The sequence below is a fragment of the Bacillus sp. AFS059628 genome (assembly GCF_002571225.1).
In the GTDB taxonomy this organism is placed as follows: Bacteria; Bacillota; Bacilli; order Bacillales; family Bacillaceae_G; genus Bacillus_A.
Genome location: NZ_NVEC01000107.1, coordinates 1 through 15,212 on the forward strand (window position 1 = coordinate 1; position 15,212 = coordinate 15,212).

The following is a 15,212-nucleotide window of genomic DNA, read 5'->3' on the forward strand; positions in this document are numbered from 1 at the left end:
GATCGCACCGCCCTTGTTCAATTCCAATCTTCCTACATCTGTATTAGCAAGCGCTGCTGCTTTTTTTACAACTGCGAACGCTCTAATTAAACCTTCATGAATTTTGTATCCTGTAATTGGGAAGTTTTCAACTGCACGCATTGTTTGTACGCCGTAGTATGCATAGTTTGGCACTTCTTTTTCACCTAAAAAATCTCTTTCAATTCGAACACTATTTTTAACTTCAGTTAATGCTGCCATGATTATTCACTCCTTAACGATTTCTTATGCTGCTTTTGTTTCTTTGACTGTTTCTACATATTGTTTTGCTTTCTCATTATCGAATTCGCCTTCCCACTTCGACATAACAATGGCTGCTAATGCATTTCCTAATACATTGACAGATGAGCGAATCATATCTAAAATGCGGTCAATCCCCGCAATTAATGCGATACCTTCTAGTGGTAAGCCCATTGAACCTAATGTTGCTAATACAACAACGAACGATGCACCTGGAACTCCCGCCATACCTTTGGATGTTAACATGAGAACGAATAATAACGTGATTTGCTCTGTCAGTGACATGTGCACACCGTACATTTGTGCAACAAACAATGCCGCTAACGCTTGATAAATAGCCGATCCAGTCAAGTTAAATGTATAACCTGTCGGAATAACGAAAGAAGCAACTGCCTTTGGACAACCGAACTCTTCCATTTTTCTCATTATATTAGGTAAAACAGCTTCTGAACTTGCTGTCGTAAATGAAAGAATAAGTTCTTCTTTTAAAATTTTCATTAATGTAAAAATGTTTACGCCAACCATTCGTGCATTAATACCTAATACAATCACAACGAATAGTATAACAGTTACGTATACAGCTAGCACTAGTTTTCCTAAAGGAAGTAGTGTTGCTACACCAAATTTCGCAACCGTAACCGCAATTAATGCGAATACACCAAACGGTGCAAATTTCATAACTTGATTTGTAACCCAAAACATCGCTTCGAGTACACCTTCAAAGAAATTAAAGACAGGCTTTCCCTTTTCCCCAATTGCTGCAACTCCTAAACCGAATAGTACTGAGAAGAAAATAATCGGTAATAAGTCACCTTGTGCAATCGATTCAAATACGTTTTTCGGTACGATATGAACAATCGTCTCAGCGAATCCTTGCTTCTCTGTAGCATCTGCTGTTTGTTTGTAAGAAGAAATATCACTTTGTTGTAAGTTATTCATATCAACGCCAGTACCCGGTTGGAATATATTTGCCGCAAGTAATCCCATTAAAATAGCGATTGTCGTAATAATTTCGAAATAAAGAATTGTCTTACCGCCCAGTTTCCCAAGCTTCTTCATATCTCCTACACCAGCTACCGCAACAATTAATGCTGAAATAACAATCGGTACTACGATCATTTTAATTAAGTGAATAAATATATCTCCAATTGGTGTGATATAAGAAATCGCCGTTTTATTACCATAGAAGATTGCCCCTACTACAATCCCTAAAACAAGTGCGACAAAGATTTGTGTCGCCAATCCGAATTTTTTCATTTATGTTCATCCCCTTTATGCGAACGCTTTCATTTCGTATTTATAAAAGCTTACTCACACATCATATAGGGGAACCTACAAAATCATACAAAAACCTACAAGTTCGTCACAAAAAATTCGAAAATTTTTCTTTTCTTTTTCATTGACACCTTTTTATTAAAAAGAAATAAAATATACTTGATAAGTAATCAGATTCTTTCGTATAATCAAAAAGATATATACTTACAACAAATCGAAATGAAAAGGAGTGGATGATATGAAAAATTATGTACAAAAATTCGTTCTATCTTCTTCTTCTTTTCTTTTTCATTTTCCGAAAAAGGAACAAAGGCATTCGCCTTTGTTCCTTTTTTATTGCGATCTATATAGGGGGAATTGTTATGAGGCCATATAAACGTGTCTTAATTAAATTAAGCGGCGGTGCACTTGCCGATCAAACCGGAAATAGCTTTAACTCCAAACGATTAGAACATATCGCAAACGAAATTTTATCCATCGTTGATTTAGGTATTGAGGTATCTATTGTCATCGGAGGCGGAAACATTTTCAGGGGTCATTTAGCTGAAGAATGGGGCATTGATCGTGTAGAAGCTGATAATATCGGTACACTAGGTACAATTATCAATAGTTTAATGCTTCGCGGCGTTTTAACGAGTAAAACAAATAAAGAAGTGCGCGTTATGACTTCCATCCCGTTTAATGCTGTAGCTGAGCCATACATTCGCCTTCGTGCAGTCCACCATTTAGATAACGGTTATATCGTTATTTTTGGAGGCGGGAACGGGCAACCGTTTGTGACGACGGATTATCCGAGTGTTCAAAGAGCCATTGAAATGAATAGTGACGCAATATTAGTCGCAAAACAAGGAGTAGATGGCGTCTTTACTAGCGACCCAAAACATAATAAAACAGCAAAAATGTACAAAAAACTAAACTATAACGATATTGTTAGGCAAAACATACAAGTAATGGATCAAGCCGCTTTACTGCTTGCCCGTGATTATAATTTACCAGCACACGTCTTTAACTTCGATGAGCCGGGGGTAATGAAAAGAATTTGTTTAGGTGAACATGTAGGGACTTTGATTAATGATGATGCTTCATTGCTTGTGCATGAAAAATAATTATTTCTCATAAAAAATGGGGTGTCTATAAAAGACCCCCTTTCTTTAAACTTTAGAAATAAAAATCAGCCAATCCTCCCAACTTTTCCTTACAACGCTCCCAAAACGATAACTTCTCAAAAAATTCTTTCGTCATCTCTTTTGAATCACGAAAATCTCTTGTTAATGCCTCATTCACTTCTGAAACGATAGTTCCACCGTGAATATACAAATTCATCTCATCATTTATATAGAAGCTACGTGCAGTTATGTTCGTTGTACCAATAACAGTTAGTTCATTATCAATCAGCATTAACTTCCCATGAAACATTCCTTTTTTATAACCATATACTTTAATTCCATTATTAACAGCTTGACGAATATAAGGATACGCTGCCTCTTTAATGAGAGGAATATCTGGTTTATATGACCAAAGTATTTTCACTGTAACACCACGTTTTTGGGCTTCCATTAAAGCATTCATAAATCCCTTATTTTTCGCTATAAAATAAGGTGTTGTAATTACGATTGAATGCTTCGATTGTTTTATTAATTCGATATATGTTTCAGCGACGTGATGTCCATTATAGCTAGCCATCGTATGTAATGTATTCCCTTTACTCGCTTTATTCGTACTTCTTTTTATATCCTCTTTCGTATCTCGTTTCCAATCTAAAGCGAATTGTTCTTCTAAATCTTTTGCTCCTTCCCCTTTAAGGCGCACATGATAGTCACGCCAATATCCAAAATGCTTATCTTTCCCTAAATACTCATCTCCTATATTAAAACCACCTGTATAGCCAATCTCACCATCAATCGTCGTAATACGGCGATGATTACGATGGTGAAGTGAATAAAATCCGAATGGCAATTCAAGTTTTCTACTATAAGTAAAATGTACACCACTTTCCCGTAATTCACTTATCAACTTGCTTTCAAATGATAAATCATTAATGCGATCAACCGATAAATAGACGTTTACTCCTTCTTTTGCCTTTTCTTTTAATAAGTTTAAAAAAGTATGGCTACTTTTATCATCCGACAAAATAAAAAAGTACGTGTAAATAGATTGCTTCGCTTCTCTTATATCAGTAAATAACTGTTTATAAAATGACTTACCTTCTACATATAATTGAAAATCACTATAATGAGGTGCATACTCTGTCGGCATGTTTTTCCCAGCTTCCATTTTCCTCCCTAAAGTAACATCGATATGCATACAAATTACAATAAAAACAACAATAGCAATAATAATAGAAGTAACTCGCAATATTTTTTTAATCATTTTGATTTCCTTCCGCTCATTTTCTTTCCACCCTTCTATTTTGTCATTCCAATTTACATTTCATGCTTCATACAAAAAAGGATGCGACGTAACGTCACACCCTTTCCATATTAAACAAAATTTCTCGCATCATTATTTCTTCCAAACTTATAAATAGCAATTAAGAAGAATGCTACTGCAAAGGCGAATAAGATTAAAATATTTAAATACAAATCTGAAATAGGAAGTCCTTGTTGTAGTTTTGATACTGTGTCTAATAGCCATCTCTGCGGAAGAAAATCGGCTACTTTTTGTACCGCTTTTGGCATAATGTCATATGGGAAATAACATCCAGCAAGCAAACATGTTGGTACTATCACGATATTTTGCATTGCATTTGAAGCAGCTGAATTTTTTGAGAACGACACAATGACTAATGATAAACCAACTGCAATTAAAGCAAATATCATAAGCACACCAATCATTACTATGAAAGGCATATTAATATTTGTATGAAAAACATTCGTCATAAATAATACTGCAATGACAATTTGCAATGTTAATATCATCATATTTACTGCCACATTGGATAATATAAATTTCTTTCCGTCAATTGGTGTTGATAATAATCTAAAATACGTTCTATTCTCTTTTTCTTTTAAAATAAATCCTGATAAGTTTACTGCTGAAAATAGCATAAACATAATAAGATAACCCATCGTTTGATTTGTCATATCTTTATTTTTCGAAGTATCTTCAAGTGTCTCAGACTTTACTTTAAATGAACTTTTTTGATAACCAGCGTACATACTATTAAACGTACTTTGATCCGTCCCTGCCACTTTACTAATCGCAGCGATATTATCAATATAGTTATATAAATATGATTTTATAAATGCTGTTACTTGATCACCTTTAATCGATGCAACTTCTATATGATCCGGCTTCCCTTCTCGAACACTTTCAGAAAAACCAGAATCTAATGTAATAACACCATCAAGTTTTTTGGAAGTGAGTTTATCTTCTACTTCAGATTCTTTAATTTTACTTACCTTTACATGATTTAACCCTTCTAGAAATTTCACCGTATCATTTCCTATAGATTGATTTTCTTTATTTATAACCCCGATATTTAATGTCCCTTGCCCTACATTTCCATACATTGAGAAGGAGATTAATGTTCCTATTATCGGCAAACTAATAATAATGAATAAACTTTTTTTATTTTTCAAAAGTACAGATAGCGTTTTTTGTATGAGCCATAAAATATCTTTCATACTATAGCCCCTCCCGTCTACGTAATGCAATAATTGAAATTAATAAAAAGAGTGCTGAAATGCCAAGATTTAAACATATTACCGGCAGTGCCGCTCCTATATCGTTCGCATAAATAATTTTCATGACAGCTGTGTTTGCCCACGTTAATGGTGATAAATTCGTAACGAAATTTTCTTCTATTACGAAATATGCACCGCCAAAAATAGAAGCTAATTGCACGACTACCATAATAATTGCTCTTGATGCTTCAGCTGTTTTCGTAATATATCCGATCCCTAAACCGAAACTAATTGCTAGAAAAACCTGTGTTAATAAAATAATAAATATAATTCCAAGATGGTCGCCCCAATTCGCTTGAAAAACAAATTTACTAAATAACATAACGAGTAATATACAAAGGGCATTTGCTGCTAAGCTACCAAGTACTTTTCCAATGAATATTTCCGCCTTACTTATAGGCGCAGCAATAAGGCGATCTCCTGTTTTGCGTATTCGTTCTCCTCGAATTAAAGAACTCGCCCCCATCGCAGCATATAACGCAATCATCGTTGTCATTACAACCGCATAGTAATCCATAGAACCTGGCTTTTTCGCAGCTTGTAAAGATGTTTCTTTTATATAATCATTATGATTTCCGTTTGAAATAACTGTGCTCACCTTACTAGGATCCACTTTTGCAACTTCGCCCACTACATTGTACTTATCCACAAATGTTGTAAGCATGCCTTCCACAATACTTCCCTCAACACTACTTCTGTCACTTCCGTAAAATTTCGCACCATCTGTATTTAATTCTACATAGGCAGCATATTTATTTTGCTCCACTTCTTCTTTTCCATCTATCCCTTCGGAAATTTTCTTAAAGTGAATACCCGATTTATCAACCTCTTTCGTAAATGCTTCAAATGCTTGTGAAAATGTGCTACTTGCTTCATCTTTATATAGCACCTGTATGTTTTTAATTGAATGACTATCACTATTAAACGCATTACTTAATGCTGTACCTAACACGAGCATGAGCACAATCGGAAATGCTAACATAAAAACTAAAGTTCTTACGTCCCTGAAATCTCTTTTCATATGCATAATTGCAATATTGAAGATGTTCAATTGATGAACCTCCCTTTACCTTTTCTTCATTTACATTTTATTTATCTCGTAAGTTTCTTCCAGTCAACGTAAGGAATACTGTTTCTAAGTTTGGAGCCTGCTCCTCTAACGAACGAATTTCAATGTCATGATTAATAAAATGCTGAATAATTTTATTTAAATTGTTTAACCCTGCATCCGAGTTTACTTTAATTACGTTCTCATCAATTTGAACAGCTTTCACTCCATTTATTTCTTTTAACTGTTCTACATCTAAATTTTCTACTGACTTCACTTCAATCCAAATGTCTTTCGTATCAGTAATAATCGCTTTTAACTGTTCTTTCGTGCCTTCTGCAATTACTTTACCGTGATCAACAATTGCGATTTTCGTACAAATCTCTTCTACTTCTTCCATGTAGTGACTCGTGTAAATAATCGTGCTTCCCATTTCATTTAATTTTCGAACAGACTGGAGAATATAGTTTCTTGACTGTGGATCAATTCCAACTGTCGGCTCATCCATAATAATTAACTTCGGTCTATGTGCAATCGCGCAAGCAATATTCAGTCTTCGTTTCATCCCGCCGGAAAAGTTTTTCGGATAACTTTTATGTTTATCGCTAAGTCCTACAAATTGAAGTGCTTCCTCTACCCTTGCTTTTAGTTCGGCCCCTCTTAACCCGTACAGTCCAGCAAAGAATTTCACATTTTCATAGGCAGTTAACTCTTCATAAATCGCAATATCTTGCGGAACGATACCGATATTCATCTTCGCAAATCGATTATGTTTCTTTATATTTTTTCCTAATATGCTAATTTCACCTTCATTACTTCTTAGCAAGCCAGCAATCATATTTATCGTTGTACTCTTACCAGCACCATTCGATCCTAAAAAGCCAAATATCTCTCCTTCTTTAATAGATAAAGACATATTATCTACCGCGATGAAATCACCAAATTTTTTCGTTAAATTTTTAATTTCTAATGTATTCATCATTTCACCCCTATTTCGGTTTCTCTGCTGTTATTATAAACAAAAAGAATGAACCTGCTCAGTGCAGAAATTCATTCTTTTCACATGAGATTATTCACTTTTTTCATATGAGATGATTCATCCTCATATCGGCAGCAACATTGTTACTGAAAAACCACTTGTTCCATCTACAATAATTTTTCCGTTTACTGAAGCTGTTCGCTCCTCCATCCCCATAATACCGAGACCTTTTTTAACAAGCACTGCACCTTTGCCGTTATCCTTCACTTGTACCTTTACCATCTTGTTCAGTACATGAATATCGATTGAAATGACTGTCGCATCAGCATATTTCATCGCATTTGTTAATGCCTCCGTGACATTTTCACCGATAATCTTCCACTGTATAGGAGAAATCATATCTAAGTTCCCTTTATAAACGAAAGGAATATTCACATCATGCTTACCAGCAAATTCCTCTATGAATAATTTCATACGATGAATACCAATTTGCTCAGTTGGTGGTTTCATATTTTTTAATGTAATCCGAATGCTTTCAATTCCATCTTTCGAAATATGAATTGCATTTTGTAATAACTCAGCAGATTTTTCTTTATCTATCGCCATTAATCTCTTTGCTGCTTCCATTTGAATTAGCGCACCCGTCATCGAATGGCCAATTTTATCATGAATTTCTTGAGAAAGTCGATTTCTCTCTTCTAACTTAAATGTGTATTCTGATTGCCTTATATACTCTTTATTTTCATGTAAGCTTTTCGTCAATCGCTGCATATCTTTTCGCATCTTATCATTTTGTGATTCAAGTTTTAATACACGCGATATATACCGTTCTGCCATGGTTAATACGAGAAAAGAAAATGCAACAATTAATCCATATGTCATTCGAATACTTTCATCTGTAAATATAATAGGAATCATCATCATGATGAAGAGTTGCCATTTCTTCTCTATATAACGGAATATAAGTTCATATAAGTTCAATGGTAAAAACAAAATAAAGAACGAATGAATCTTCCATGTAAATAACATAACTAGACCAATTGATACGCAAGTTAATATGTTTTTGTACGTATCTGTTTTAAATATAGAGATCAGCACGTTTACAGAAAGATATAAAAGCAAAGTAAGTATAATCCATGGTAAGTTCTCTACATTTAAATAAATGTAACTAAACACAATATATATAAAGACAATTAATTTACTTACAATTAACCAAAATTCCATATCTTTAATCTACTTTCCCTGTCAAATAATAAATCGCAATTTGTGTGCGATGTTCCAGTCCAGTTTTCCCTAAAACTGATGTAATATAATTTGCAATTGTTCCTTCTGATATGAAAAGTTGCTTCGAGATTTCTTTATTCGAAAAGCCTTTTGCAATTAATGCGATAATACTCAGCTCTCTTTCAGTAAAAAGACTTGTATCTATTTTACATTCTTCCTCTTTACTTTCCATTAAATTAGACTTAATTTTATCGAGAACTACATCTTGCATAACAGTTTGGCCGTTATATACTCCTTTTATTGCATCACGAATACGCTCCGGATCATTATTTTTTAATAAATAACCTTTTGCACCGTTCTTCACTGCGTCCAAAATATATTCATCATCATCAAACGTCGTTAAAATTAGTGGCTTCGTTTTCGTCTCTTCACAAATGACTTTCGTCGCCTCTACCCCGTTCATATTTGGCATGCGAACATCTAAAAGGGCGATATCAACGTCGTTCTTTTTGCAATAGTCCACTGCTTCTTTCCCATCATTTACTGTATCTACCACTTCGAATTCTTCATATGTATTTAAAATAATTTTCATGCCTTCTCTAATAAAAGAATTATCATCTGCTATTAATATTTTTATTTTCATGTTTGTTAGTATGGACCTTACCCTACTAACATTCACATCCTTTCTTCCCGTAACATTTCCCACTTGCTCATTATATACTTCTCTTTACCATTTTTTCACACCTTTTTTCATATAGCCTCCTTTCTAAAAATATATTATTCTTTTTTTACAACATGTGTAGGGTGACCAGTCATTTCTTACGTCTATATAATAGAATGCGTCAAAAAGGAGGGAGAGACCCATTGAGGAAAAACAATTAATTGAAAAAGCACAGCAAGGAAGCGAACATGCTTTTCGTATCCTTGTGCAAACATATCGTCACTATATTTTCCAAGTTATCTTTTCTATTTTAAGACATGAAGAAGATGCGAAAGATGTTACACAAGAAGTATTCGTAAAAATTCACGCCTCTCTCCCAAATTATCAATTTCGCGGATTAAAAACGTGGATGGCGCGTATTGCCACCAATCACGCTATTGATTATAAGAGAAAAAAAGCTAGAGAAAACGAAGAACTCTCCTTATGTAAAGAAACTGAGGAAAATATAAAATCCTCTCAAAATATTGAGGCTTTATTATTGACGAAAGAGCAAAAATTACTCATTGCTCAAAAACTGAGAGAACTTCCTGAAAATTATCGTGACGTCGTTCTCGCACATTACTTAGAAGAAAAAAGTTATCACGAAATTGCTTTGCAGGAAAACATCGAAGTGAAAACAGTCGAAATGAAACTGTATCGGGCAAGAAAATGGATTAAAAAACATTGGAAGGAGGAAGAGTTTCTATGATGCATTATTCAAAAGAAGCTTGGCGCAATTATACTTTAGATTGTATAGAAAGCAATGAACGTGAATCTATGGAAGAACACCTTTATGAATGTGATCATTGTTTAGCACTTTATATGGAAAGTATCGATGAACAGCATGAAAACCTTCCAATGATAAATGATGATTCATTTACGAATGAAGTTATGACGCAAATTGATTTTGAAACGCTACAACCTAATGAAAATATAAAAACAAACTCATTAAAGCGAACGATTATTCACTACATAATTGCAACGGCGGCTACAATTATTTTTATGGTAAGTGGTTTATTCCAATATATTTTCACAGCGACATCAAATTTCGAGAAATCTTCAAAACATAACGAGTCTTCTATCTCACAACAAATTGTAAACAAATCGGTAGACACATCAAAAAAGGACGGAGGTTCAAAGCATGAATAAAAATCCCTTTTTAGCACTTGTATTAGGGCTAATTCCCGGGCTTGGACATTTATATTTAAAGAAATTTGGACGGTTTATATTATATAGCGGAGGCGCTGTATTTCTATTTATCTTTGCAGCATTTTGTACAATAGCATTGGGAGCGCGTGATATTGCTTTTCTTTCACTATTTTTATTATTCGTGTTATGGGCAATCAATTTATTAGATGTAGTTATCACCATTATTAATCAATCAAAAAAACAAGCAGCCGGAGAATTGACAGAGTCCTCCAAAGAGAGCGAACGATTTTATATCATTCTTCTATCCATCATCCCTGGACTTGGACATTTTCAATTAGGACTTATGCAACGTGGACTTACATTTTTAGTGGCTTGTACAGGAATCGGAAGTATGATTATTTTCGTTGCACTTTTAACATCGCAAGAAAGCTTTCTTATCTTCCTTATTACGTTACCTGTTTTATGGATTTACAATTTCTTCGATGTTGTTCAGCAACTTCAGAAAAAAGAACGTGGCGAGCAACTAGATGATCGTACTATTTTCGAAGAGTTTGAGGAGCATCGTGAACAAGGAAAGAAGAATAAAACATTCGCTTCTATTTTAGCAATGTTCCCCGGAGCGGGACATATGTATTTAGGCTTACAACGCCGCGGCCTTCAGCTTATGGCAGCCTTTTTACTTTCTATCTATTTACTTGACTTATTAAGACTTTCTGCGTTTTTATTTTTAGTGCCAATCATTTGGTTCTATAGCTTCTTTGACGCTTTACAGCAAACTGCAAAGTATGGAAAAGAACGTGTACATGACGAACCTATCATTGATTATTTTATCAATCATCAAAGATGGATCGGTATTGGGTTAATTACACTCGGTGGTTATTATTTATTAGATCAAACACTCCTTCCTATTTTGAATGATTACTTTGCAACTATATTTAACATTCATCTTAGCGAGCTATATTATCGCTATTTCCAAACATCTATCGTTGCACTCCTCTTAATTGGTGGCGGCTTTAAATTGTTACTTGGAAATAAAGAAAACAAAGGTGGTACAAAAGAATGAGAACATGGCGCGTTGGAACATTTTCAATGGGGCTTTCTATTATTTCATTAGGTTGCTTCTTACTATTTTCAGTTATAAAAGGTACTGCGGTATTAGATTCCTTAACAGCATGGTGGCCTGTTTTACTTATTATACTTGGCGTGGAAATTTTACTATACCTTCTATTTTCTAAGAACGAACAATCCTTTATTAAATATGATATTTTTAGTATTTTCTTTATCGGCGTTTTAGGAAGCGTTGGAATTGCTTTTTATTGTTTATTATCAACTGGATTACTAGATGAAGTTCGCCATTCTATTAACACAACGAGGCAAACGAGTAATATTCCAGATGGACAATTTGATATACCTGAATCTATCAAAAAAATCGTAGTAGATGCGGGGCATCAACCTCTAACGATAGAGGGAAATGATACAAATCAAATTCACCTTCTTGGGACATATGAAATGACAACGAAAACTAATGAAAAACTTAATTTAAAACAAGAAGATTTCCTTTCAGTTCAAACAGTCAGGGAAACAATGTATATCACTTTAAAATCATTACCAATTCAACATACGTTATGGAATTCAGCACCACAAGTCAAACCGACACTCGTTCTTCCGCAAAATAAAAATGTAGAAGTTCGTGCTTCAAATAACGATTTATCCCTTTACCCAGGTCAGTTACAAAATAATTGGTTTGTACAAGAAAGTTCAAGAGTGTCTGTCCATCTTGCAAAAGAGAGCGATGTATCTTTAACAGCAGTAACGAATCAAAAAGAAGCACATGGAAGCACACCTTGGGGACAAGTAGAAGATTTAACGAAAAAAGAAGATAATACTTCAGAAGAAAATCCAGAATTCAACCAGCAAGAACATTGGTATAAAAACTCGATTAAAACAGGCAATGGGACGTATAAGTTAAACATTGAGAAAGCTTACAATTTAAATATGAGTGTTATTGAAAAATAAAAAACCTTCCACAATTGTGGAAGGTTTTTCTCATATAATCGCTTTAATTCCCTCTAACACTAATCCAATCATAAATCCGCAAACAGCCCCATTTACTCGGATCCACTGTAAATCTTTACCGACGTTATTTTCAATCATCTCGATTAACGTTTTATCATCTAACTTATCAAGGTTTTCTTGTACAAGTTTTCCGATTTTCGAATGATTCTTTTCCACAAGTGTGACAACTTGTTTTTGTAGCCACTCTTCTATTTTTTGAACAGTTTGTTCATCTTCTTTTATTTTATTCATTTGTGTTTGTAAAAATGGAATAACATATTTATCAGCAAATTCTTCATTTTTCACAAAAGTAATTGCCCTTTGTTGTACTTGCTCCAGCATCTCTTTAATTTTGTCAGTAGCATCCCAATTAGCAATCCATTTTTCTTTCCAATTTTCTAATTCTTGCAGTAATGCTTCATTCTCTTTTACATTTATAATTTCTTGACGCATTTTTGATAATATAAGTTGTCTTGTGCTATTATCTGCATCTTGTAAGCTGTTAATATTGCTAATAATGAATTTCTGCAAAATACCGCCAATTTTATCTTCATCTACAATATTCATAAACGATTTCAAAGTAAACTGTAAAAATCCATCTACTTTTATGTTTTCCATCGCCTTCATACCCAAGCTTCCGAGCTGGTATCGTGCTTCATCTTGCGCTGTCCAATCTTTCACTTTTACTAAAATGTAATCAAGTGTCTTTTCATCATATTCTTGCACAACTAATTGATCAACAAGCACTTGTAAAATGTTACTTGTATTGATTGTATGCAAATACGTTTTTAATTCTTTTTCAATAATAACCGCTAATTTTTCCGTATCTATTGTAACAATCGCTTTCTCCGCAATCGTTACAATCCCTTTTTTCACAGCGTCAGACTGCATTTCTCTCTCAGCAATTTGTAGCACCATTTGCGCTAGCTGCATTTCTTTTACTTTATTCGTAATACTTTCTTTCGTCAGCCACTCATTTTCTAACGTATGAATGAGTCCTTTCGTTACTCGTTTACGATTTTTAGGTAATAACGCAGTATGCGGAATTGGAATTCCCATCGGATGACGGAATAATGCTGTAACTGCGAACCAATCCGCAAGTCCACCAACTAATCCAGCTTCAAATCCCCCTTGTATAATCTCCCCTGCTACCGTTCCTTGAAAGGGGATAGAAGCGGCAAATCCTACTCCCATAACCCCAAGCGAAATACCCGCTATATATTTAGTCTGTAATGACATCGTATACACATCCTCTTATTATGTAAAATAAAGCTTTTTTGTTATATTTATTCAATCTTAGTAATTCTTTATATCTATACTATAAAGAACATATGTGAAAATAACAAAGATTTTTATGTACATGAAAAAATGAGGCTATAACTAGCCTCATTTTTCTTATAGTATTAATTCTAAACCTTTCTTATAATACCCATTCATCACATCTTCTGGAACCATACTACCGCCAGTTCCCCACACAATATGAGTACCTTTCTTCATCTTCTCTGTTAACTGTTGTTTTTGTAAATACTCATCTTCTTTACATACTTTCACTGGACCTATCATACCAGCTAACGCAGAAGGTTCTAAATAAATATTTTCTGTATCTGCTAGTTCTTTCAACAATCTATATAACTCTTCATCACTTACTGTGTAATTCCCACTCAAAAATGGTTCCATCGTTTTACCGACAAATCCAGACGGTCTTCCTACCGCTAGTCCGTCCGCGTCTGTTACATTATCAATCCCGATATCTTGAACAGCAATTTTATCATGAAGTCCTGTCATTAAACCGAGTAACATACATGGAGAATGCGTTGGCTCCGCAAAGAAACAGTGCACGTTGTCTTTATACAATAACTTTAAACCAAATGCGACGCCGCCAGGCCCTCCTCCGACTCCACACGGAAGATAAACGAATAAAGGATGCTCTTCATCTACTACAATCTCTAACTCTTCCAATTGCTTTTGTAAACGCGACGCTGCTACTGCGTATCCTAAAAATAAATCATGGGAGTTTTCATCATCTACAAAATAGCAGCTAGGATCTGCATCTGCTTGCTGACGCCCCTCTTCTACTGCTTTACTATAATCCGCTTCATACTCAATAACGTTTACACCTTTACTTCTTAATAAATCTTTTTTCCATTCTTTTGCATCTGCTGACATATGAACCGTTACGTTAAAACCTAATTTCGCACTCATAATTCCAATACTTAGCCCTAAATTACCTGTAGAACCTACCGCAATTGAGTATTTCGCAAAAAACTCTCTACATGTATCACTATCTAAAATGGAATAATTATCTTCCTTTAGTAACATTCCATTCTGCAGAGCTAATTGCTCAGCATGTTTCAACACTTCATAAATGCCGCCTCTAGCTTTAATTGACCCTGATATCGGAAGCCCGCTATCACATTTTAATAGCAATTCTCCTAATATAGACTGCCCGTAATTTTTCTCTAAAGACCTTTTCATAGAAGGTATCTTCACTAAGGGTGATTCTATAATGCCACCCATTCCTTTCGTTTCTGGAAACACTTTCGCAATGTATGGTGCAAAACGCTTTAACCTTTCTTCTGCATCTTTTACATTCTCTTCATTCAATGGAGAATCTTTTATTGCCGTTTCATACTTTTCCATATTCGGATTCACCCAAAATACTTCTTCTGTTACGATTAATTTATTTATTAGTGGATATTCCTCTTTTACATTCTCTATTCTCTTCATTTTTCTTCCTCCTCATAGCCTTTTATGATTCAATAAATTATAATTAAATTAATTTTAATATAGTTTAACATAAATTATTCACTTTAGTTA

At 34.3% G+C, this 15,212-nt stretch carries 14 protein-coding genes and 1 pseudogene; 5 read left to right on the top strand and 10 right to left on the bottom strand.

From position 1 onward, the window contains the following. A pseudogene (locus COL05_RS28460) lies at positions 1-240 on the bottom strand (lyase family protein); the annotation flags it as partial. 24 nt (positions 241-264) lie between these two features. Beyond that, the gene (locus tag COL05_RS28465) at positions 265-1,536 is read right to left on the bottom strand and encodes a cation:dicarboxylate symporter family transporter (RefSeq protein ID WP_000713273.1); all 1,272 of its coding nucleotides are present in this window, start codon (positions 1,534-1,536) and stop codon (positions 265-267) included. 380 nt (positions 1,537-1,916) lie between these two features. Here COL05_RS28465 and pyrH point away from each other — a divergent pair, with 380 nt between their 5' ends. Continuing rightward, on the top strand, positions 1,917-2,660 hold the full coding sequence (gene pyrH, locus COL05_RS28475; RefSeq protein WP_098253734.1) for a UMP kinase: 744 nt from the start codon (positions 1,917-1,919) through the stop codon (positions 2,658-2,660). A 52-nt stretch (positions 2,661-2,712) separates the two neighbouring features. Here pyrH and cls read toward each other — a convergent pair whose 3' ends face one another. The 6 genes from cls to COL05_RS28505 all read right to left on the bottom strand — a co-directional run bounded on the left by cls (position 2,713) and on the right by COL05_RS28505 (position 9,134). Then, positions 2,713-3,924, bottom strand: a complete 1,212-nt coding sequence (gene cls / locus COL05_RS28480; RefSeq protein ID WP_142337706.1) for a cardiolipin synthase — start codon at positions 3,922-3,924, stop codon at positions 2,713-2,715. A gap of 110 nt (positions 3,925-4,034) precedes the next feature. Continuing rightward, positions 4,035-5,180 carry an ABC transporter permease gene (locus tag COL05_RS28485; protein ID WP_098671027.1) on the bottom strand — a complete coding sequence of 382 codons (1,146 nt, stop codon included), beginning with the start codon at positions 5,178-5,180 and terminating at the stop codon, positions 4,035-4,037. Position 5,181: 1 nt separating this feature from the next. Next, a complete protein-coding gene (locus tag COL05_RS28490; RefSeq protein ID WP_098671028.1) occupies positions 5,182-6,291 on the bottom strand; it encodes an ABC transporter permease in 1,110 nt (369 codons plus the stop codon). Positions 6,292-6,328: 37 nt separating this feature from the next. Next, positions 6,329-7,267: an ABC transporter ATP-binding protein gene (locus COL05_RS28495; protein ID WP_098671029.1), complete on the bottom strand. Its 939-nt coding sequence runs from the start codon at positions 7,265-7,267 to the stop codon at positions 6,329-6,331. Positions 7,268-7,390: 123 nt separating this feature from the next. After that, on the bottom strand, positions 7,391-8,491 hold the full coding sequence (locus COL05_RS28500; protein ID WP_098671030.1) for a sensor histidine kinase: 1,101 nt from the start codon (positions 8,489-8,491) through the stop codon (positions 7,391-7,393). 4 nt (positions 8,492-8,495) lie between these two features. After that, a complete protein-coding gene (locus COL05_RS28505) occupies positions 8,496-9,134 on the bottom strand; it encodes a response regulator transcription factor (protein ID WP_098671031.1) in 639 nt (212 codons plus the stop codon). 283 nt (positions 9,135-9,417) lie between these two features. On the opposite strand from COL05_RS28505, the gene COL05_RS28515 reads away from it, so the two are divergent. From COL05_RS28515 to exsE, 4 genes are read left to right on the top strand one after another with little or no spacing between them, the layout of a single operon-like run. Next, positions 9,418-9,900, top strand: coding sequence for an RNA polymerase sigma factor (locus tag COL05_RS28515; protein WP_265153271.1), 483 nt, complete (start codon positions 9,418-9,420; stop codon positions 9,898-9,900). Beyond that, positions 9,897-10,340 (top strand): hypothetical protein, encoded by a 444-nt coding sequence (locus tag COL05_RS28520; RefSeq protein WP_098671032.1) that lies wholly within the window; start codon positions 9,897-9,899, stop codon positions 10,338-10,340. The genes COL05_RS28515 and COL05_RS28520 overlap by 4 nt, the downstream gene beginning before the upstream one ends. Next, positions 10,333-11,403: a hypothetical protein gene (locus tag COL05_RS28525; RefSeq protein WP_098671033.1), complete on the top strand. Its 1,071-nt coding sequence runs from the start codon at positions 10,333-10,335 to the stop codon at positions 11,401-11,403. The genes COL05_RS28520 and COL05_RS28525 overlap by 8 nt, the downstream gene beginning before the upstream one ends. Next, complete coding sequence (gene exsE, locus COL05_RS28530; protein ID WP_098671034.1) at positions 11,400-12,356, top strand: exosporium protein ExsE; 957 nt, start codon at positions 11,400-11,402, stop codon at positions 12,354-12,356. The genes COL05_RS28525 and exsE overlap by 4 nt, the downstream gene beginning before the upstream one ends. Before the next feature lie 30 nt (positions 12,357-12,386). Here exsE and COL05_RS28535 read toward each other — a convergent pair whose 3' ends face one another. Together COL05_RS28535 and COL05_RS28540 are read right to left on the bottom strand one after the other, a co-directional pair. Further along, positions 12,387-13,634, bottom strand: coding sequence for a DUF445 domain-containing protein (locus COL05_RS28535; protein WP_098671035.1), 1,248 nt, complete (start codon positions 13,632-13,634; stop codon positions 12,387-12,389). Between the two features lie 156 nt (positions 13,635-13,790). Beyond that, positions 13,791-15,122 (bottom strand): D-serine ammonia-lyase, encoded by a 1,332-nt coding sequence (locus COL05_RS28540; protein ID WP_098671036.1) that lies wholly within the window; start codon positions 15,120-15,122, stop codon positions 13,791-13,793. Between the last annotated feature and the right edge of the window lie 90 nt (positions 15,123-15,212).